This is a genomic window from Methylobacterium sp. BI1 (assembly GCF_056680125.1).
Genome location: NZ_CM155267.1, coordinates 3,367,542 through 3,387,174 on the forward strand (window position 1 = coordinate 3,367,542; position 19,633 = coordinate 3,387,174).

Sequence of the window (19,633 nt, forward strand, 5' to 3'; positions counted from 1 at the left end):
GAGCGGTCGTCGTGTTCGATCTCGCGAAGCTCGCCTCCCTTGCGGGGAGGATTTGGAGGTGGGGGTGGCTGGGTGACCCTCAGGCCCCCGAGGCCGGCGGCACCCCCCCACTCCTGACCTCTCCCCACAAGGGGGAGAGGGACGCGTCCAGCTGCCGGAAACGCGGATGAGCCCATCCGGAAGCATGGCCGATGGGATGCTGCCTAGTTCGGCGAGACCGCCACCCCCCAGGGCAGAAGCCCCACGGGGATGCTCTTCACCACCTTCTCGGCCGCCACGTCCACGACCGAGATGTCGTTCGAGGAGCCGTTGGTGGAGAAGAGCAGCTTCTGGTCCGGGGTGAAGGCGAGCTGCCAGACGCGCTGGCCCACGGGGAGATACTTCTCCACGGCGTAGGACTTGGCGTCGATCACCGCGATGCGGTTGGCCGGGCCGAGGGCCACGAAGGCCTTGCTGCCGTCCCTGGTGATGCGGATGCCCACGGGCTGGATCGCCTCGTCGTTCACGCTCGGAATCTTGAAGGTGATCTTCTGGATCACCCGGCGGGCGGCGACGTCGATGACGCTGATGGTGCCGCCGACCTCGGCCGAGACCCAGAGATACTTCCCGTCCGCCGTGAACTCGGCGAAGCGCGGGCGGGCATCGACCAGCACGTTGTCGATCACCGCGAAGGTCGTGGTGTCGATGAAGTGGGCCATGTTGGTGGTCTCGGACGTGTTCACCAGGATCTTGCCGTCCGGCGACAGGCCCATGCCCTCGGGCTCGACGCCCACCGGCACCTCGGCCATGACCTTGTTCTTCTCGATGTCGATGACGGTGACCTGGCTGTCGTCCTCGTTGGCGACGTAGAGCAGGTTGCCCTGGGGCCCGAGGATGAACTGCTCCGGGTCGGGCCCCGAGCGCAGGGAGCGCACGACCTTGCCGGTGCTGGTGTCGAGCACGTCGATGCGGTCGTCGTCGCTGGCGCAGACGAACAGCTCCTTGCCGTCCTTGCTGGTGGTGACGCCGCGCGGGCGGCGTCCGACCTTCCAGGTCCCGGTCACCGCCATCGTCTCGGTGTCGATGACGCTGACCGAGTTGCCCTTCTCGTTGGTGACGTAGACCGTATAGGCCTGCGCCGGGCTGGCCAGCGAAACGCCGGCCAGCAGCGCCAGGCCCAGGACCGATCCGGACATGTGTGTCCTGTCGCCGCGGCTCATGGGGTTCCTCCTCTGGGCCATCGCTGTCTCGTGCGCGATTGATTGGGCGTTACTATAGTGCAGCCCCGTCTCACGGGGAGCGCGGGACCGCAAGCGGGTGGGAGACCGTGTTGCCGCAGGCGGCCCCGCGGATCCGGGCCTCGCGCGAATGTGACGGGCAACGGGACGGGCAACGGTACGGATCAGTCGGGGAACTTGCAGGTGGTCTCCGGCAGGTCGATGCCGAGGGTGTCGAGGGGCGTGCGTTGGTGTGTGAAGCCCTGCTCGGGCGCCACCGACACCATCGCCTTGGGCTGCACCACGATGATCGGCTGGCGCAGCTGGTGGTCCCAGGGGCGATAGCTCAGGGAGACACCCTTGTAGGCCGGCAGGCTGAAGGCCGGATCGGCGAAGTAGGGCGCGAGCACCGCCGGGTCGGCGGTCTTCTTCTGGGTCGCCGCCTCGCCCACCGAGCGCACCGCCGCCCAGGCCTGGTAGTCGAGGGGCCGCATCAGCCGCCCCGACTGCCGGCGGAAGCGGTTCTGCGCCTGGGCCGCGCCCCAGGTCTCCAGCATCGGGTGCCAGGTCGTGGCGATCAGCCCCTGCGTGCCGGCCACGGGGCGCGGGTCGACGGTACGGAACGGAACGTAGTCGCCCCAGTCGCCGGCCTCGTCGGCCACCACCGCGATGTCGTAGTCGAGGCCCCGGGTGAACACCATCGCCTCGGAGCGGGTCGGGGTGTCGCCGCGCGCCTTGGCCAGGGGGCCGAAGGTCCAGGGTTTCTCGGCGTTGATCTTCAGGGCGAATTTCTTCGCGGAGTTCTTGAAGGCCTCGGCGTAGAGGCGGTCGTTCTCCTGCGGCCCGACGATCAGGAACATCTTGCGCCAGCGCATCAGGGTGAAGAACTGCGCCAGCGCATCCGTCTGCATCGCCCGGCTCGGCAGGACGTGGAAGACGCTGCGGCGGCAATCGGCCCCGCGCAGGCGGTCGTCGGGGGCGGCGATGTTGAAGATCGTGACGCCCTGCCCCTTCAGCGCGTCCGCGATGGCGAGGAGTTCGGCCGCCGGCAGCGCCACCACGAGGTAGCGGATGCCCCGGCCCACCAGGTCGCGGGCCGCCGCCACCCCGTCCTGGTCCCCCGCGAGGGCGACCTCGTCGAGGACGTAGGTCTGCTTGGTGAAGCGGCCGGTGTTGTTGTTGTCCTTGACCGCCATCCGGGCGCCGGCGACGCCCTCGTCCTCCGGGATCGCCTCGGCGTCGTAGGAGGAGGGCGCGGGCTCGGGCCGGTAGATCAGGCCGATATGCGTCTCGCTCGGGGGGATCGCCGGTGTGGCCGGCGCCGCGGCCGGCTCCTGTGCCGAGGCGGGACCCTGGGCCGAAGCCGGGGCGAGGCCGCACAGCCCGAGGCTGAGGGCGAGCGGGGCGAGGAGGAGGCGTGCGGGGCTGGGCATGTAGCCGCGAGGCTAACAACATTGGGCCGTCGCGCTCAATCGCGGATTGCTAAGCAGTTCCTAAGGGCGCCCCGTACGAAGCCCTGCGCCCCGCCCCGCCCCATCCCGCGGCGCGGCGGCATTTGCGCGCCGGACCGTTTCCGGGCAGATCTCGCGGAACTGATCGGCCGGCGGGATCGTGCGGGCGCCCGGCGCGTTCCCTCGGTCCCTCCTGGCCCCGCCTTCAGCGGAGTACCTCGTCCATGGCCCTGTCTCCGATCATGGCCCCGTCTCCGGTCCGCTCAGCGCTCGGGCTCGCCGCCCTCCTCGCCGCCGGCGCCTTCGCGGCCCCCGCCCAGGCCGCGCCGGAAAAGGCCGCGATCTTCGGGGTCGAACTGTTCGATCCCGGCGTGGTCGGCGGGCGCAAGGCCCGGCCCGACGAGGTCCGGCGCCTCGGCCTCGTCACGGACGAACTGCGCAAGGCCCTGGCCGACAGCATCGAGCCCGTGGACGTCGCCCCCCAGGCGGCCGAGATCGCCAAGCAGGCGCCCCTCTACAAGTGCGACGGCTGCGCCGCCACCATCGCCAAGACCCTGGGGGCCGACCTCGCGGTCAGCGGCTACGTCGAGAAGGGCTCCAACCAGATCTTCAACCTCACCGTCACCATCGCGGAGGCCGCCACCGGCAAGGTCATCCGCGGCGGCCGGGTGGTGATCCGCGCCGACACCGACGACACCTGGGCCCATGCCATGCGCTGGGTGGTGAAGAACCGCCTCCTCACCGAGCCCCTGCCGAACCGGTCCTGACCGGGCGGCGTTTCGAACGACGGGGATTTCCCTTATCCCCGCCCATGCGCTAGGCCCCCGTTCAGGCCGGAAGCGCCAGCTTGAGGCCGAACCTGCCCCGGCCGCGCCTCTCTGGGCGCGGCGCTTCCCGACCCGGGCGTCGTCGATGGCTTCCTCCCGAGGCCCCGAGCAACCGAAACCCGCGCTGATGTCCGTGCCCCGCGTGTCCCGACCCTTCGATCTCCGGTCCTTCGACGCCGACGCGCCGGCGCCGCGGCTCCTCGTGAGCGTGCGCAGCGCGGACGAGGCGGAACTCGCGACCCGGGCGGGCGCCGACCTCGTCGATGCCAAGGACCCCGAGCGCGGGGCGCTGGGCGCCCTCCCCCCTGCCACCGTCCGCGCCATCGTGGCGCAGGTGGGCGGCCGCACCCTGGCCAGCGCCGTGGCGGGCGAGCCGGACCCGGCGGCCCTGGTTCCCGCCATCGCCGCCATGGCGGCCACCGGCGTCGACGTGGTGAAGGTGGCCGTGGGTCACGACGCATCCGGGGACGACCTCGCCCGCGCCGCCATGGCGGCCTCCGGGCATCTGATCGCGGTGCTGTTCGCGGAGGCCGGCGAGGCCGCCGCCCTCGTGCCTCGCCTGCGTCGGGCCGGCTTCCTCGGCGCGATGATCGACACCGCGGGCAAGGACGGCCGACGGCTCACCGACCATCTGGCCCCGCCGGCGCTGGCGGCCTTCACCCGCGCCTGCCGCGACCATGGTCTGGTCTCGGGTCTCGCCGGCTCCCTGGCGCTGACCGACATCGCGATCCTGGCCCCCCTCGGTCCGCATTACCTCGGCTTCCGCGGCGGCCTCTGCGCCGCCGGCGACCGGCGGCAGGGCCTCGATCCCGTCCGGGTGGCGGAGGCCGTGCGCCTGATCCGCGCCTCGGCCCGGCGGGACGCCGCCTGATGCGGGCGCCGGTCGCCCCGACCGTGGTGAAGCTCGGCGGCAGCCTCGTCGCCGATGCGCCCCGCCTGCGGGCCTGTCTCGCGCACCTCGCCGACGGGGCCGCAGGACCCTGCGTCGTCGTCCCCGGCGGCGGACCCTTCGCCGAGGCGGTGCGAACCGCCCAGGCGGCCCTCGGCGTCTCCGATGCCCTCGCCCACCGCCTCGCCCTCGACGCCATGGGCCGCATGGCCGAGGTCTTTTCGGAGCTCGAGCCGCGCCTCGTCCCCGCCCGCGACCCGGAGGCCATCACCGCTCTCCTGGCGTCCGGCCGGGTTCCGGTCTGGGACCCGGCCGCCCTGAAGGCCGGCCACCCCGACATTCCCGAGACCTGGGACGTCACCTCCGACAGCCTCGCCCTCTGGCTCGCCGCCGCGATCGGCGCGCCGCGCTGCTGCCTGGTGAAATCTGCCGACCGGCCGGCGGGGATGACGGACTGGGCGGATCTCGCCGCCCGCAGCTTCGTCGACGCGGCCTTCCCGGCCTTCGCGGCGCGCTATGCCGGGCGCATCGCCATCCTGGGTCCCGGCGCGGCCTTTCCGTCCGCGGCCGACGCAACAAGGGCCGCCGCATGAGCGCGCCCGAGCACCTCGTCTTCATCACCGGCCGCATGGCCAAGGCGCGCCTGGAGAAGGTCGCCGCCACCCTGCCGCCGGAGCGCTTCGCCTGGAGCATCGCCGATGCCGGCGTGAAGGTCGCCGCCCTGATGACGGAGGAGATCATCCGGCGCCGGGTGACGATCCCGGAGGGCGCCAGCCGCATCATCCTGCCCGGGCGCTGCCGGGCCAACCCGGAGGCCCTGGCCGCGCATTTCGGCCTGCCGGTGGAGCGCGGCCCCGACGAGATCGTCGACCTGCCGGCCTATCTCGGCCTCGCCGGCCGCACGGTCGACCTCTCCCGCCACGACCTGCGCATCTTCTCCGAGATCGTCGACGCCTCGAAGATGACGCCCGAGCAGATCCTGGCCAAGGGCCTCGACCTCGCCCGCCGCGGGGCCGACGTGATCGACCTCGGCGGCCTGCCGGACACCGATTTCCCGCATCTCGAGGATTGCGTGCGCCTGCTCAAGGGCGCCGGGCTCAGGGTCAGCGTCGATTCGTTCTCCCTCGACGAGCTGACCCGGGGCGCCCGGGCGGGGGCGGACTACCTGCTGAGCCTCAACGAGCAGACCCTCGACCTCGCCTTCGAGACCGACGCCGTGCCGGTCCTGGTGCCGGTGCGCCCCGACGACCTGTCCTCCCTCGACCGCGCCATCGAACGCATGGAGAAGGCGGGGCGGCCCTACATGGCCGACCCGATCCTGGAGCCGATCCATTTCGGCTTCGTCGAATCGATCACCCGCTACCACGAGACCCGGCGGCGCTGGCCCGGCATCGAGATGATGATGGGGACCGGCAACCTCACCGAACTCACGGAGGCCGACAGCCTGGGCGTCACTGCCCTCCTGGTCGGGATGTGCTCGGAGCTCGCCATCCGCAACGTGCTCATCGTCCAGGTCTCGAACCACACCCGCCGGACGGTGGAGGAGCACGACGCCGCCCGCCGGGTGATGTTCGCGGCCCGCGCCGATTCGGCCCTGCCCAAGGGCTACGGTCGCGCCCTGCTGGCGCTCCACGACAAGCGGCCCTACGTCCAGACCCCGGACGAGATCGCGGCCCAGGCGGCCGAGGTGAAGGACCCGAACTACCGCATCGCCGTGGCCGAGGACGGGATCCACGTCTTCAACCGCGACCTCCACGCGGTCGGCACCGACGCGATGGCCTTCTTCCCCGACCTCCAGAGGACCGGCACCGTGGGGAGCGACGGCGCCCACGCCTTCTACCTCGGCGGCGAGCTGACCAAGGCCGAGACCGCCTGGCGGCTGGGCAAGCGCTACGTCCAGGACGAGGCCCTGGCCTGGGGCGCGGCCGCCGATGCCGAGGTGGAGGACACCACCGCCTTCAAGAAGGCCGGCCACACCAAGCATTCCGGCCCGGCCGCTACCGAGATCGCGGCCCGCGACGCGACGCCGCCCGAGGCCGGCGCGGCCGCGCCGGAGACGACGGGGCCGGGAGAGACCGGGGCCGGCGACGCGGTGTCGGAGACGCCGCCAGAGGGCGGCGGCCGCATCGTCTGCGGCACGTTCGTGCCCGACGCGAAACGCGCCGCGACGGGAAAGGCGTGACCCCATGCCCCTGATCCTCGAGACCGTCGTCACCACCACCGACCAGGCCGGCGCGCTGCACCTCGTGCCGTTCGGGCTGATCCAGGACGGCGCGGACTGGATCCTGGCCCCGTTCCGGCCCTCCCCCACCATCCTCAACCTTGCCGACAACCCTGTCTTCGCCGCCTCCAGCCCGAGCGACGTGCGGGTGATCGCCGGGGCCGTGACCGGGCGGCGCGACTGGGCGACCGTGCCCTGCGAGCGGATCCCCGGCCGGCGCCTCGCCGAGAGCTTCGGCCATGCCGAGTTCGAGGTGGCGGCGATCGAGGACGATCCCGTGCGACCCCGCTACCGGGGACGGATGGTCCATGCGGCGGCACACGTGCCGTTCATCGGCTACAACCGGGCGCAGGCGGCGGTGCTGGAGGCGGCGATCCTCTCCACCCGGCTGCACATGCTGGAGCCCGACAAGATCCTGACCGAGATGCGCTACCACGCCATCGCGATCGCCAAGACCGCCGGGCCCGCCGAGCGCGAGGCCTGGGACTGGATCGAGGACAAGGTCGCCGCGGCCCTCGGCCGCGACGACCGCATCCTCGAGCGTTCCCCCCCAGCACCCTAGAACGTGCTTTCCCGAGGAGACGAAGACCCGATGAAGTTTCTCACTCTGACGACCGTGGCGGCCTTCGCCCTGGTGTCGTTCGGCGCCCAGGCGCACGGCCCGACCCGCAAGAAGGTCGAGGAGACCGTCGAGATCAACGCGGCCCCGGACAAGGTCTGGGCCGTGATCGGCAACTTCCAGGACATGAGCTGGCTGCCGCCGGTCGAGAAGACCGAGGGCAAGGGCGGCAACGAGATCAAGGCCACCCGGACGCTGACGCTCAAGGGCGGCGCCACGGTGGACGAGGAACTGTACAAGTACTCCGCCGAGAAGATGAGCTACTCGTACCGGATCACCAAGGTCGACGTGAAGACCCTGCCGGTCAACGACTACTCCTCCACCATCAAGGTCGAGGATGCCGGTGGCGGCAAGTCCAAGGTCGCCTGGGACGGCGCCTTCTACCGCGGCTACATGAACAACGACCCGCCGCCCGAGCTGAACGACGAGGCCTCGCAGAAGGCCGTGCGCGGCCTCTACCGCACCGGCCTCGACGCCCTGAAGGCCAAGATCGAGAAGAGCGGTTCTTGATCGCATCGCGAACGGGGACGGGCCGGCGCTTCGCCGGCCCTCTCCTCCCCAGCCTGGCCTGGCTCGGCCTGCTGCTGCTCGCTGCGCCGGCACGGGCCGACGAGGCCCTCGTCACCGCGCAGGGCGCCAACACCCTGGCGATCGTCGATCTCGAGGCCGGCAGCGTGGCCGCCCAGATCCCGATCGACGGTGCGCCCGCCGGCATCGCCCTCTCCCCCGACCGCCGCACGGCCTTCGTGACCCGCCCCGAGGGGCCGGGCCTCGCCGTGGTCGATCTCGCCAGCCGCACGGTGACGGGCACCCTCGCCCTGCCCGGCGGCCCCCTCGGCATCGCGGTCAATCCGAAATCCGGCGCGGTCTACGTCGCGGACTGGTACGGCAGCCGCATCTTCGTCGTCTCGCCGGACGGCGCGCGGCTCGACACCGAGATCCAGGTCGGCGCCTCGCCCTCCGGCATCGCCGTGACGCCCGACGGCGCCACCCTCCTGGTGGCCAACCGCGAGGGGGATTCGGTCTCGGTGGTGGACGTGGCCACGGCCCGGGAAGTCCAGAAGATCCCGGTCGGGCAACATCCGTTCGGCATCACCCTCGATGCCGAGGGCGCCCGCGCCTACACCGCCAACGTGACCTCGAACGACGTCTCGGTGATCGACGTGCCCGGCCGGCAGGAGATCGGTCGGGTGACCACGGGCGAGCGGCCCTACGTCATCGCGCTGGCCGGCCCGCGCGGCTTCGTCACCGACCAGTATTCGGGCACCGTCACGGTGTTCAACCTGAAGACCCTCACCAACGTGGCGGCAATCGAGGTCGGCGACCACCCGGAGGGCATCGCCGCCTCCCGCGACGGCCGCACCGTGACGGTGGCGAACTGGGGCTCGAACACCCTGAGCCTGATCGACGCGACGACGCTCAAGGTCACGGGCGAGATCAAGGTCCCGGACGGGCCGCGGTCCTTCGGGGATTTCCTGCGGTGAGTGTCGGAGACCCGGTGCGCCGCCCGCGACGTGCCGGATCGGGTTGGAGAGCGGACCCTGGCCCGTCGCCCCGAAGCGGACGTTCCGCCTCCGACCCGACACCTCCGGCGCCCACGACGTCGGCTCCGATGCCAGACGGCGGACAAACTCATCGCCCGCCAACCGCTCTGTCCGGTCAGGCGGCCGTCACGTCTATGACCCAGGTCACGCCGAACCGATCCGTCAGCATCCCGTAGAGCGGAGACCATGCCGAGGCGCCGAGCGGCTGTAAGACCGATGCGCCGACGCGAAGCTTCTCCCAGTGAACGGTGATCTCTTCTGCCGAGGTGCCCCGGACCGAGACGTAGAACGCGTTCTCGCCCGGGTTCCACGCCTTCTCCGGCTGCACGTCATAGGCCATGATCCGGAATCCCTGATCGGACGCCACCTGGCCCCAGATCACATGCTCGGCCGGCGCCGCGTCCTGTGTCGCCCCCAGGTCTCCGTACGTGACGATCGTCAGCTCGCCCCCGAAGACGGAGCGGTAGAAGTCGAGGGCCTCGCGGGCCTGCCCGCGGAAATTGAGATGAGTCGTCGTCTGGACAGTCATGGCGCTCTCCGATGCGCGGGGCGTGTTGTCCTGCCCCGCGACCGGGATGTACCAAGCCCTACCTGACAGAAACCGGCAGTAGACCGATGGCACGGAGCGATCGCCTTTTCCGTCTCCTCCACGCAATGCGCACCCTGCCCAAACCCGTGACGGCCGCACGGCTCGCGGAGGAGACCGGCGTCTCCGTGCGCTCGCTGTACCGGGACATCGACAGCCTACGGGCGGCGGGTGCCCGGATCGACGGCGAGCGGGGCTACGGCTACCGGTTGACCGAGGATTACGCGCTGCCGCCGCAGACCTTTGACCGCCTCGAGATCGAGGCGTTGGCGCTCGGCATGGCGGAGGTGCGCGGCATGGGCGATCCCGCACTCGCGGCGGCGGCGGCATCGGTGGTGGCCAAGGTCGCCGCAACCCTTCCGGACGATCGCGAGCAACACCTGTTTCATGCCGTGTCGAAGGCCTACCGGCCCGATGCGCGCTATCCACCCGTACGGGGCTTGGAGTTGATCCGGCAGGCCTGCTGGCGGGAAGAAGCGCTCGCCATCCGCTACACGGACGAACACGGCTCGGCCACGCAGCGCACGATCCTGCCTCTGGCGCTCGTGTACACGGAGCGGCGGATGGTCGTTCTGGCCTGGTGCCGTCTGCGCGAGGCGTTCCGGATGTTCCGGATCGATCGGATCGTCGAAGCCTGTGCCGAGGGCGGCAGCTTCCGGCCGCGACGGGCCTCGCTGCTGCGGGCTTATCTCGACGCGTTGGAGAACGGGGACGCGTCTCCGGCACGACGTCCTGGCGGCTGACGGCAGGACGAACCCCGCCCGTCCGACAGCGTCCGCTTCGACGGTCTCGGGGCTCGGACACGGACCCGTGAAAATCCACCGGGTCCAGACGGAGTCCCTCCTCTCCCCGGCTCCCGCGAAGCGAACCGTCCGAGGGGCTCGGAGGGGGCGCAAACGGAGGGGACCGGGCGTCGGGCGCCGACCACGGGAGTCTGCAACCCCCCCTGCACCTCACGCCGCCGCGGGCGGCTCCGGGGCGTCGGGCTCCTCCGGCGAGTTCAGGATGTCCTCCAGCTCGTCCACCAGCATGTCGATCTGGTCCGACGTCGCCAGCACCCGCAGGGTCTGGCCGGATTCCGTGGCGAGGGCCAGTTCGATGCCGCCGCCGGAGCGGCTAGCGAGGATGCGGGCGAGTTTCTGCGGCGTGCTCATGCGCGGGGTCTCTCCTCCGGGAACTCAGGTGGGATCGGCGGCCAGCAGCGCCACCGCGACGGCGGGGCCGCAGGTCGAGGCCCAGTTGGCCCCGGCCTCGGCGAGGCGGCCGGCGATCAGGTCGGTGAAGGCGACGGCCGGCCGGCCGAGGCGCGCGGCCAGCCGTTCGGCGAGGAAGCGGCCGGCGCCGCAGACCACCACGGGCGCCCCGTCCGGCAGGGGGCGCTGCGAGAGCACCAGGGCCGCCGCATCGTGCAGCAGCCGGAGTTGCCGTTCGGCGAAATGCGCCGCCAGGGCGCGCCACTCGGCGGCGCTGCCCTCGTGGCGGTCGCGGCCGACGATGCGGGCGAGGCGGGTCTCGCTCTCGGGCAGCGACTTGCCCTTCAGGTCGACGCTGTGCTGCTGGTCCGCGCCCTCCGGCAGGTCGCCGAGGATGCGGTGGATGTCGGCGGCCGTGGCGAAGGTCTCGGCCATCAGGCCGGTGCGCCGGCCCCGGAACGGGGCGTGGTCGGCCAGCGCCACGAGGTGCGAGCGCACCACCCCGGTATAGACGAGCTCCCCCGTCTCCAGGCGCTCGGCGTCGCTGTAGCCGGCTGCCACCGGCGCCCCGTCCGCGATCGGGATCAGGTCGGCGGTGGTGGAGCCGATATCCACGAGGAGCCCGTCGGCGACGTGGCGCCCGATCAGGGCGGCGGTGGCGTGCCAGTTCGCCGAGGCGATCGCGGCGGCGTGCGCGGCGGCGGCTTCGGGGGCGAGCAGGCCGGAGCGGCCGCCATAGATCCGCACCCGGCCGGTGAGCGTCGCGGCGGCCAAGGCGGAGATCTGCCGCACGCCGTCGGTGCGGCCGGCGAAGCAGTCGGTGAGTTCCCCCGTCATGGTGACGACGTGGTCGGCCGGATCCCGCGTCCAGTCGGGCAGCTGCGCCAGGGTCTCGTCGAGGGCGGGAAGCCCGCGCCAGAGGCGGCAGGGCGCCTGCACCACCGCCTCGACGCGGCCGTCGCGGACCAGGGCCGCCTTGACATGGACCCCGCCGAGATCCCAGCCGATCACCGGCATGTCAGGGGATGCGGCGGGAGATCCGGATGGTGGTGTCACGGGCGGGCCTGAACGCGGGAGGAAGCGGGATGGCGGACGAATTCGAGATCATTCCGGTGCTCGACCTGCGCCACGGAGCCGTGGTGCGGGCGCGGGCCGGGGACCGCGCCTCCTATGCCCCGATCGTCACGCCCTTGGCAAAGGGGTCGGCGCCGGCGGACGTGGCCCGCGGGCTGCTGGCGGCGGTGGCGGCCCGGATCCTCTACGTGGCCGACCTCGACGCGATCGTCGACGGGGCGGCCCCCGACGGGGCGAGCCTCGCCGCCATCGCGGCCGCCTGCCCCGGCACCACCCTCTGGGTCGATGCGGGATTTGCGGACCCCGCCGGGGTCGAGGCCTTCCTCGCCGCCGGTCTCGGCCGGCCGGTGATCGGCAGCGAGAGCCAGGGGGATGCCGGCCTCGTCCGCGCCCTGGGCGACCGGGCGGTGTTCTCCCTCGACACGCGGGAGGGCGAGCGCCTCGGTCCCGCCGCGCTGCACGACACGCCGGCCCACTGGCCGCGGGACGTCATCGTGATGACCCTGGGGCGGATCGGCGTGGGCGCCGGGCCGGATCTCGACCGGCTGGCGGCGGTGGCGGCGTCGAGCCCGGCGACGCGCCTCTACGCGGCCGGCGGGGTGCGGGGCCCGGCGGACATCGCGGCCCTGCGAAGCCGCGGCGTGGCCGGCGCCCTGGTGGCCTCCGCGATCCACGACGGGACGCTGCGCGGCTGAGCGCCCGCGCAAGAAAGAGGGGCGGCCCGAAGGCCGCCGGAGATCCAAAAAAAAGGGGCGGCCCGAAGGCCGCAGAGATCCAAAAAGGAGGGGCGGCCCGAAGGCCGCCCGGGATCCGTAAAAAAAGAGGGGCGGCCCGAAGGCCGCCCCGTGTCGTGTTCATCGTCCGAGGAAGATGGAAGCCAGTCGCTGGAGCAGGCCCCGCGGTGCGGGCGGAGGCGCGCTCTGCCCAGGACTGCCCCCGATCTAAGCGTTCGACGCGAAGGGGTGCGAAGCGGAGTTGCGCTGCTCGGTGACGACGGCGGCGGTGGGCTCGCCCTTGACGGCGCGCTCGATGGAGAGCTTCACGGCGTCGTAGTTGTACTTCTGGATCTTGGCGTCGTCGGCCGCTTCCCAGTGGATGAACACGCCGACCAGGATGAACAGGTCGTCGGCCTCGTCGGCGGGAATCGTGCCCTCGGCCACGCAATCCTGAACGGCCTTGGCGACGCCGTGCTGGGCGGGGCCGAACATCTGGACGGCCTGACGGGCGTCGTTGATGGTGACCTTGTTGAACATCAGGGTGTTCGGCTTGCAGGGCAGGTTCGGCGCGATGACCGCGAGCAGGCTGGTGAAGCCGTGCTTGTTGTTCACGAGGCCGTTGCAGAAGGCGGCTTCGGCCGGCGAACCGCGCGGTCCGATGATGAGATCGATGTGGGCGACTTCGTTGCCATCACCGACGAGGGCCTCGCCGACCATAACCTTGTTGATCTTCGCCATGTGGGGTTTCTCCCAAAGTCTTGAAAAGACGTGGCCGCTCCCGAGCTCAGGGGGCGGCCGGCAGCTATCCTTGTTCACGGCGTCCAGTCCATCGAGGGACCGGACCGGTTAGCCCGGATCGCGGCGCGGACCCTACTCTGGGGCCTTGCCGGGAACAACCCTGCGCAGGCCGGTCGGCCTGGCAATTTATTCATCGGTGTACGGAACCTTCGTTTGAGGCCCGGAAATCCCGTTCCGCCCCCGGAATTCAGGCTCCGGCCCCGAGGAGCCGGTCGAGGAACAGCGTCGCCACCGTGAAGTCCGCGCTGGTGCCGGGATTGAGTCGGGCCGCCTTCCAGGCCCGGTCCCGGCCGAGCAGGGCCTCCACGGGAGCCGTGGCGAGGTCGAGGGCGAGCAGCGCCTCGGCCTCGGCCCGCAGGGCCTCCGCCCGGTCGGGGCCGTGCTTGCGCGCCACGTGGCTGTCGGGCACCCGGGCGAGGTAGGCGAGATACAGGGCGGTGGTGCACCAGGGCGGGCTGAGATCCCGCGCCCGGGCCGCCGCCAGGGCCGGCAGCCCGATCGCGAACAGGTCGGCGAACCCGGTCACGTAGGCCCGCGCGATGGCGTCGCGCGGGGCGGCCTCCGCCATGGCGGCCCGGAGCGAGGCCGGGACTTTTGGATCGGGACCCTGCGAATCGGTGACGTCGTGGCGCTCGGCCCGTCCGAGGCCCCCCGGATTGGCCCGGCGGATCGCCGCGAAGACGTCGCGGGCATCGGCGGCATCGAAGCCGTCGAGCACGGTGGCGAGGGCGGCGTGCAGCGGAGAGGCCGCCTCCGCCGCCCGGGCGAGGGGCGCGCAGAGGAGCAGGATGCCGAGGTTGGTGTTCTGGCCGACGCGGTCCATCGTCGCCTCGACCGCCCGCAGCACGCGCCGGCCGACCGGCGCCCCCGCCTCCGCCAGGGCCGGGGCCGAGACCTCGGCGCTCGTCATGAAATCCGCCACCGCCATGCGGTGGCCGTCGGCGAAGGCGTGGACGTTGCCGGGCTTCAGGGCGTCGAGCTCGTCGAGGCAACTCGCGCGGTAGGCGGCGGCGACGGCCCCGGGCGCGATCATCCGAGGGCCGCGACGAGGCGGGGCGGCCGGGCGGCCCGCACGGCGTTGAGGAAGCCGCGGGCGACCGCGAGGGCGATGTCGACCTCGGTCACCTGCTGCAGCCCGGACCAGGCCGGCATCGAGTTCACCTCCAGCACGAGGTAGCCCCCCTGCCCGTCCTCGACGAGGTCGATCCCGGAATAGTCGACGCCGACCGCGGCGGCGGCGCGCTCGGCGAGCTCGGCCGCGGCGGGCGGCATCGCCCAGGCCAGGGGCCGGCCCCCGCGATGGACGTTGGTGATCCAGCCGTCGCCCTCGCGGATCATGCCCGCGATGGCGCGGCCCTCGCAGACGAAGACCCGGTAGTCGCGCCAGAGACCGTCGCTGCGGGCGATGTAGCGCTGGAGATAGTAGACCCGGGACACCGCCTCCTCGTCGGGCAGGTCCTCCGGCCGCTCGATCAGCTGGAGGCCCTCACCCTGCGAGCCGAAGAGCGGCTTCAGCACCAGGGGGCGGCCGGGACGGGCCTCCCGGGCCACGACCTCGGCGGCGGCGTCCCGCTTCGAGAGCACGTAGGTCTCCGGGGTCGGCAGGCCGGCCCGGTCGATGAGCAGGCTCGTCATCGCCTTGTCGACGGAGCGCTCGATCGCGCTCGGGGAATTCCACACGGTCGTGCCGCTGGCCACCAGGGCATGCAGCACGCCGAGACGCATGGTGGTCGCCTCGAAGGTGCCCCCCGCGATCGTGCGCAGGAGAACGCCGTCCGGCAGGGTCGCGAAGCCGGGCACCCGCAGGGGCTCGGGGCCCCCCGTCACCACCGCGACGTCGGCCATGGAGAACAGCACCGGCGCGGCGCCGAGCTGTTCGAGGGCGGCCCTCAGGCGCGCCTTGTGCCAGTTGCCGTTATCGGCCGCGAGCCCGATCCGCATGCTTTCTCACAACCTCGACGTTGGTTCCTTCTCCCCCTGCGGGAGAAGGTGGCCCGCGTCAGCGGGTCGGATGAGGGGAGCGCCCTGTCCGGAGAGGTCGCCCCCTCTCCCGCCTCGCTCCGCGAGGCACCCTCCCCGCACCTCAAGTCGGGCCTGCCCGACTTGAGCACTCGAAGGCAGACCACCGGCAAGCCCGAGGTCTGTGGGGGGAGGGGTCATGCGAACCGTTCTACCGGAACGACGCCTCGACCAGCTCCGGCATCAGCTTGCCGCCGCGGAAGCTCTTGCCGGTGGTCACGGAGGTGACGATGACCTCGGCGGGGCTGAAGAGGGCGCCGTCGATCTTGTAGAAATCGCCGTTCACCCGGGCGAAGATGTCGGCGAAGGGCGCGCCGTGGTCGGCCGAGTTCGACGACGGCACCTGCTCGGCGAGCTGCTGCGCATCGGCGTCGTCGGCCTCCACGAAGAGCTGCACCCGGCCGCCGTAGATGATGGCGTCGTTGGTGCGGCCCATGGCCTGGATGAAGTCCGGGTGCTGCGGCGAGAGCGGGGCCGAGCCGATGCCGTCGACGATCTTGTGCAGGTCGAAGCCGACGGTGTGGGCCTTGTGCAGGGCGACCTCGAGGACGCGGGCGACGACCTGGGTCGAGCCGGCCAGGCTCTGGGTCGGGGCGTAGATGAAGGTCAGCTGCTCGGGGGCCAGGCCGGTGGCCTCGGACACCTTGGCGATGACGGAGGCCGGTGGGCCGCCGGCCGCCTCCAACACCAGGGCGGTCTGGGTCGCGCTGTCCTTGTAGCCGAGCTCGCCGTAGAGGTCCTCCACCACCGCGACGGCGCGGCCGGGGCCGGAGCCGAGGGCGAAGAAGCCGGAATCCCCGGTCTCGTCGGCCAGCGACCAGCCGGCATACTGGCTGCCGAGGCAGGCGATGACCGGATCGGCGGCGTGCACGATCACCGAGTAGGGCCAGGACGCGATCGGGCCCGACGGCGCGATCGAGACGGTGCCGAGGCCGCCGAGGCAGATCTCGGCGATGCGGCGCCCGGCCTCGATGGAGCCGCGCACGCTGGCGCCGGCATCGACCATGCGGGCGCCGTTCTCGGTGGTCACGGAGAGGCGCAGGGCCTCGGCATCGGCGACCAGCCGCTCCACCAGGGGGGCGGTCAGGGCGTTGACGCTCGGAAACGGGAATTTCGCGCCGCTCGGGCTGGTGGTCATGGGTGTCCCTCCGTCAGGGCGAGCAAGGTCCGCAATTCGGCGGCCCGGCCTCGCAACATCGCTCTCGTGGCGGCCGAGTCCGGCCCTGTGGCGAACAGGGTGCACAGCGGTGCGTGGCGCGCCACCATGGTGCCGGGTCTTGGGCGGTCGCGCACGAAATCCGGCCAGGAGATCGGCGGCATCGGCGCGTAGCCGCTGGCCGCGTAGCAGATTTCGGACGCTGCCGCATCCATTGGTGCGGGTTCCGGCTCGGGGAGATGGCCGAGGCTCGCCGCGATGTGCTGGGCGAGGAGGGGCGTCGGGCGCCGGTCGAGCACGTCGAGGGTGGCGCCCGGGCGCGGGTTGATCTCCGTGAGCCACCAATCCGGCCCGTCCACGAGGCAATCGGCGCTGGCGAGCCCCGTGAGCCCGCTCGCCTGGGCGAGGCGCCCGATCCCCGCTGCGATCGCGGTCACGCGCTCGGGCGGGAGCAGGGGCGGCTCGTGCCGCGCCCGCTCCAGGGCGCCGGCGTAGCGGAAGGGCTGGAGGGGGGACGGGGCGCTCCACTGCTCGGTGACGCCCACCACCCGGATCGCGGCCCCGTCTGCCAGGATCGCCAGGGAGACGGCCCGCCCCGGCACCCGGGCCTGGAAATAGGCCCCCGCCGGCGCGGGGCCGCCCGGCGCGGCGCGGATATGCGTGCCGCCCGACCCCCCTGCCCGCTTGAGGAGCCAGGCGGCCCGATCGGGCACGGGGTCGCGCGTGACGGCCGGGTGCGGCACGCCGTGCGCCCGGCAGAGCGCCGCGAAGGCGAAGGGGTCCTTGAGGGCGGCCACGCAATCCGGGCCGGCGCCGAGGAGGCGGTGGCGCGGCGCGAGGGCCCGCATCAGGTCGGGGGCGGCCTCGAAACCGCTGCCGAGGACGAGGCCCAGGGGCGGTGTGGACGCCTCGGCCGCGAGGGCGTCGAGGGCCTCGAGGACGGCATCGCTCCCGAGGCGGCCCGTCCCGAATCCACCGTCCGCCTGCCGATAGCCCGCGGCCAGGGCCCGGGTGTCGGCATCGCCGAACAGATCGAGCACGAGGGGTGCCAGTCCGGCCCGCCGCGCCGCCTGGGCCAGGGCGCGGCCGGACTGGGCGGCGATGAGAAGTGTTCGACCGGCCAGCGCCGGTGCCGGCTCCGACGGGCCGGCCGTCAGCCCGCCACCTCGACCGCCAGGGTGTAGGCGTCGCGGAAGTCGAGGCAGAGCGGCGCGTCGGCCTCCAGCATCCGGCGGAACAGGCGGGATTCGGTCTGGTACTTCACGTTGCCGACCGCGAGCGCGCCGATGCCGACGCCCCGGCCCGTGGGCAGGGGCACGTCGATGGCGTTGACGTCGATTCCGGCGATGCCGGCGGGCGGCACGGCGTTGACGTCCGAGGCTACGAGGAGCTTCGGGGCGGATTCGAGATCCTCGGCGGTGAGGATCGGGATACCGGCCGGGCCGGCCGAGAGGATGACGTCGGCGTTGACGATGGCGGCGCGCCGGGCGGCCACGGTGGAGCCGTCCACCGCCTCGACCTCGACGTCGAAGCGCCAGCGCATGGTGTTGGCGATCTTGCTGACGCGCTCCTCGCCGTCATGGCCGACGAGGACGGCCTTGGCGCCGTGGAGCGCGCCGATCACCGCGGCGACGTAGGCGACGACACCGGCTCCGCCGAAGATGACGATGCGCTTGCCCTCGAGGCCGGTGTCGAACTTGGTCTTCAGGGCGCGGGTCACCTCGGCCACCATGGCGGCGCCGGTGGTGAAGGAGCCGGCCGGATCGGCGAAGATGTGGTTGGCGAAGGGTGGCACCAGGGCCTTCCGGGCCCGGTCCACCATGTCGAGGGCGTCCTCGGCGTTCTTGCCGCCGATGAAGATCCCGGTGCGCACGCCGTCCTGGGGCGCGCGCGAGAAGATCGAGTCCTGGACCAGTGTCGTCACGTCGGCGAGCGTCGCGTTGGTGTAGGTGGCGACGGTCTCGAAGCCCGCATCCACGGCCATGTTCACGTCGAACGGGCTCATGTGCTTCAGGGGCGTGATCATGTGCAGGATCGAGCGGGCCATCGTCGGACTCCCTTCGTGCTGTGACGCGGCCCGATCGTGCGCGGAGGCGTCGAATTGTCAAAGCCCGCCGGGTTCGGGTGGGCCGAAGCCCGGCTCTACAGGGATTCGTCTTAAAGCGCGGTGACCGACGCGCCGGTGTTGCGGCCCCGGGCGATCAGGAACGTCAGGGGTCCCGGCCGCTCCAGCATGCCCACGAGGGCGCGGGCCTCGGCCTCCGAGGGCACCAGGGCGAAGCCGGTGGGCCCCCAGGAGCTCTGGCCGTAGCCGACGATCCCGAGGTCGGCGATGGCGGCGAGCGCCTCGGCCACGGCGGGGCTGGCGAAGCGCCCGCCCTGGTGCGGGGCGAAGTGGTCGCCGATGAGCTGCTGGATCCGGGTGATGCCGGCGCCGAACCCGTCCGGCTCGGCCGTGACCACGGCGGGCAGCACCTGCATCAGCACGATGCGGCAGATCTCGGCCGCCTGGGCCTCCGGAAAGCGCGGCAGGTCGCGGAAGGCCGCGACCTCGCGGGTGCCGTGGACGCCGGTCATGCCGGTGTCGAGGATCAGCACCACGCGCCAGGCCTCCGGATAGGCGAGCCGGGCGATCACCGGCGGCGGGTTGCCGTCGGGATCGCGGCCGCCATCGACGATGAGCCCCCCTTGGGTGAAGGCCGCGAGGCCGACGCCCGAGCGGTTGCCCCGGTCGAGGGCGTTGGCGAAGTCCTCCGGCGCGAAGGGCCGCCCGGCGAGGCCCGCCAGCGCGGCCGCCACGCTCAGCGCCAGCTGCGTGCCGGATCCGAAGCCCGCATGGGCGGGGATCGCCGATTCGATGGTCAGGGCGGCGTGGCCGGGAATCCCGAGATGACCCGCGGCCGCCAGCGCGTAGGCGGCGGCCCGGCGCGCCTCCGGCCCGGTCACGTCGAGGCGCGCGGCCGGCCGGGCGGTCAGGGTCACGGCCGGGGCGTCGAGGGCGAGGCCGATGCTGCCGAAGCGCCGCCCGAGGCCGCCGTGCAGGTCGAGGAAGCCGAAATGCAGGCGAGCCGGGGCGTGCACGCGAAGGCCGGCGCCGGATTCCCCCGGCCCGCTCGGGATCCGCATCACGTCGATCCCCTCCATCGCGCCCCGTCCTCTCCGTTCCAAGCCGCCGCGTGTCCCCGGCGGGCCGCTGACCCCGCGCCGCCGGCTTCTCCCACGGAGCGCCGACCCGTCGCAAGCGCGTCGGGCAAAACTCCCGCATCGGGCAAATCTCCCGCGGCGGGGGCCAAGTCCCGATTCGCCTCCCGCGGGTCAGGGGGGTTGCCTGGGGCGCGGCGGCG

Annotated in this window: 21 protein-coding genes; 9 read left to right on the top strand and 12 right to left on the bottom strand. The window is 72.5% G+C overall.

What is annotated here, in order from left to right; translation table 11 throughout:
• Window positions 1–203 precede the first annotated feature (203 nt).
• Together AC1MGR_RS15820 and AC1MGR_RS15825 are read right to left on the bottom strand one after the other, a co-directional pair.
• On the bottom strand, window positions 204–1,175 hold the full coding sequence (locus AC1MGR_RS15820) for a YVTN family beta-propeller repeat protein (protein WP_480232214.1): 972 nt from the start codon (window positions 1,173–1,175) through the stop codon (window positions 204–206).
• 206 nt (window positions 1,176–1,381) lie between these two features.
• Window positions 1,382–2,629: an ABC transporter substrate-binding protein gene (locus AC1MGR_RS15825; RefSeq protein ID WP_480232215.1), complete on the bottom strand. Its 1,248-nt coding sequence runs from the start codon at window positions 2,627–2,629 to the stop codon at window positions 1,382–1,384.
• Between the two features lie 242 nt (window positions 2,630–2,871).
• Here AC1MGR_RS15825 and AC1MGR_RS15830 point away from each other — a divergent pair, with 242 nt between their 5' ends.
• The 7 genes from AC1MGR_RS15830 (at window position 2,872) to AC1MGR_RS15860 (ending at window position 8,687) form a co-directional block, all read left to right on the top strand.
• A complete protein-coding gene (locus AC1MGR_RS15830) occupies window positions 2,872–3,414 on the top strand; it encodes a DUF3280 domain-containing protein (RefSeq protein WP_480232216.1) in 543 nt (180 codons plus the stop codon).
• 187 nt (window positions 3,415–3,601) lie between these two features.
• A complete protein-coding gene (locus AC1MGR_RS15835; RefSeq protein ID WP_480232217.1) occupies window positions 3,602–4,345 on the top strand; it encodes a (5-formylfuran-3-yl)methyl phosphate synthase in 744 nt (247 codons plus the stop codon).
• Window positions 4,345–4,956, top strand: a complete 612-nt coding sequence (locus AC1MGR_RS15840; RefSeq protein ID WP_480232218.1) for an amino acid kinase family protein — start codon at window positions 4,345–4,347, stop codon at window positions 4,954–4,956. Before AC1MGR_RS15835 ends, AC1MGR_RS15840 begins: the two co-directional genes overlap by 1 nt.
• Complete coding sequence (locus AC1MGR_RS15845) at window positions 4,953–6,545, top strand: DUF6513 domain-containing protein (RefSeq protein ID WP_480232219.1); 1,593 nt, start codon at window positions 4,953–4,955, stop codon at window positions 6,543–6,545. The genes AC1MGR_RS15840 and AC1MGR_RS15845 overlap by 4 nt, the downstream gene beginning before the upstream one ends.
• A gap of 4 nt (window positions 6,546–6,549) precedes the next feature.
• Window positions 6,550–7,146, top strand: coding sequence for a DUF447 domain-containing protein (locus tag AC1MGR_RS15850; RefSeq protein WP_108038851.1), 597 nt, complete (start codon window positions 6,550–6,552; stop codon window positions 7,144–7,146).
• A gap of 30 nt (window positions 7,147–7,176) precedes the next feature.
• Window positions 7,177–7,713: an SRPBCC family protein gene (locus AC1MGR_RS15855; protein WP_243910543.1), complete on the top strand. Its 537-nt coding sequence runs from the start codon at window positions 7,177–7,179 to the stop codon at window positions 7,711–7,713.
• Window positions 7,714–7,766: 53 nt separating this feature from the next.
• Window positions 7,767–8,687, top strand: coding sequence for a beta-propeller fold lactonase family protein (locus tag AC1MGR_RS15860; RefSeq protein ID WP_480234814.1), 921 nt, complete (start codon window positions 7,767–7,769; stop codon window positions 8,685–8,687).
• 175 nt (window positions 8,688–8,862) lie between these two features.
• On the opposite strand, the gene AC1MGR_RS15865 is transcribed toward AC1MGR_RS15860, so the two are convergent.
• Window positions 8,863–9,276: a VOC family protein gene (locus AC1MGR_RS15865; protein ID WP_480232220.1), complete on the bottom strand. Its 414-nt coding sequence runs from the start codon at window positions 9,274–9,276 to the stop codon at window positions 8,863–8,865.
• A gap of 86 nt (window positions 9,277–9,362) precedes the next feature.
• On the opposite strand from AC1MGR_RS15865, the gene AC1MGR_RS15870 reads away from it, so the two are divergent.
• A complete protein-coding gene (locus tag AC1MGR_RS15870) occupies window positions 9,363–10,076 on the top strand; it encodes a helix-turn-helix transcriptional regulator (RefSeq protein ID WP_480232221.1) in 714 nt (237 codons plus the stop codon).
• A gap of 210 nt (window positions 10,077–10,286) precedes the next feature.
• Here the strand turns inward: AC1MGR_RS15870 and AC1MGR_RS15875 are convergent, their stop codons facing one another.
• The gene (locus AC1MGR_RS15875; protein ID WP_108038859.1) at window positions 10,287–10,487 is read right to left on the bottom strand and encodes a hypothetical protein; all 201 of its coding nucleotides are present in this window, start codon (window positions 10,485–10,487) and stop codon (window positions 10,287–10,289) included.
• 24 nt (window positions 10,488–10,511) lie between these two features.
• Window positions 10,512–11,543: a hydantoinase/oxoprolinase family protein gene (locus AC1MGR_RS15880; RefSeq protein ID WP_480232222.1), complete on the bottom strand. Its 1,032-nt coding sequence runs from the start codon at window positions 11,541–11,543 to the stop codon at window positions 10,512–10,514.
• Between the two features lie 68 nt (window positions 11,544–11,611).
• Between AC1MGR_RS15880 and AC1MGR_RS15885 the strand changes: the two genes are divergently transcribed.
• Complete coding sequence (locus tag AC1MGR_RS15885) at window positions 11,612–12,295, top strand: HisA/HisF-related TIM barrel protein (protein ID WP_108038994.1); 684 nt, start codon at window positions 11,612–11,614, stop codon at window positions 12,293–12,295.
• 246 nt (window positions 12,296–12,541) lie between these two features.
• Here the strand turns inward: AC1MGR_RS15885 and fae are convergent, their stop codons facing one another.
• From fae to AC1MGR_RS15920, 7 genes are all read right to left on the bottom strand, one after another.
• Window positions 12,542–13,054, bottom strand: a complete 513-nt coding sequence (gene fae, locus AC1MGR_RS15890) for a formaldehyde-activating enzyme (protein WP_056183739.1) — start codon at window positions 13,052–13,054, stop codon at window positions 12,542–12,544.
• Between the two features lie 247 nt (window positions 13,055–13,301).
• Window positions 13,302–14,147, bottom strand: coding sequence for a triphosphoribosyl-dephospho-CoA synthase (locus AC1MGR_RS15895; RefSeq protein ID WP_480232223.1), 846 nt, complete (start codon window positions 14,145–14,147; stop codon window positions 13,302–13,304).
• Window positions 14,144–15,055 (bottom strand): RimK family alpha-L-glutamate ligase, encoded by a 912-nt coding sequence (locus tag AC1MGR_RS15900; RefSeq protein ID WP_108038864.1) that lies wholly within the window; start codon window positions 15,053–15,055, stop codon window positions 14,144–14,146. The genes AC1MGR_RS15895 and AC1MGR_RS15900 overlap by 4 nt, the downstream gene beginning before the upstream one ends.
• 229 nt (window positions 15,056–15,284) lie before the next feature.
• Window positions 15,285–16,271 (bottom strand): methenyltetrahydromethanopterin cyclohydrolase, encoded by a 987-nt coding sequence (mch, locus tag AC1MGR_RS15905; RefSeq protein WP_108038866.1) that lies wholly within the window; start codon window positions 16,269–16,271, stop codon window positions 15,285–15,287.
• Entirely contained in the window at window positions 16,268–17,329 is a 1,062-nt protein-coding gene (locus AC1MGR_RS15910; RefSeq protein WP_480232224.1) for an ATP-grasp domain-containing protein, read from the bottom strand. Before AC1MGR_RS15910 ends, mch begins: the two co-directional genes overlap by 4 nt.
• A 113-nt stretch (window positions 17,330–17,442) precedes the next feature.
• The gene (locus tag AC1MGR_RS15915; RefSeq protein WP_108038870.1) at window positions 17,443–18,336 is read right to left on the bottom strand and encodes an NAD(P)-dependent methylenetetrahydromethanopterin dehydrogenase; all 894 of its coding nucleotides are present in this window, start codon (window positions 18,334–18,336) and stop codon (window positions 17,443–17,445) included.
• A 110-nt stretch (window positions 18,337–18,446) separates the two neighbouring features.
• Window positions 18,447–19,433 (bottom strand): beta-ribofuranosylaminobenzene 5'-phosphate synthase family protein, encoded by a 987-nt coding sequence (locus tag AC1MGR_RS15920; RefSeq protein ID WP_181259727.1) that lies wholly within the window; start codon window positions 19,431–19,433, stop codon window positions 18,447–18,449.
• Between the last annotated feature and the right edge of the window lie 200 nt (window positions 19,434–19,633).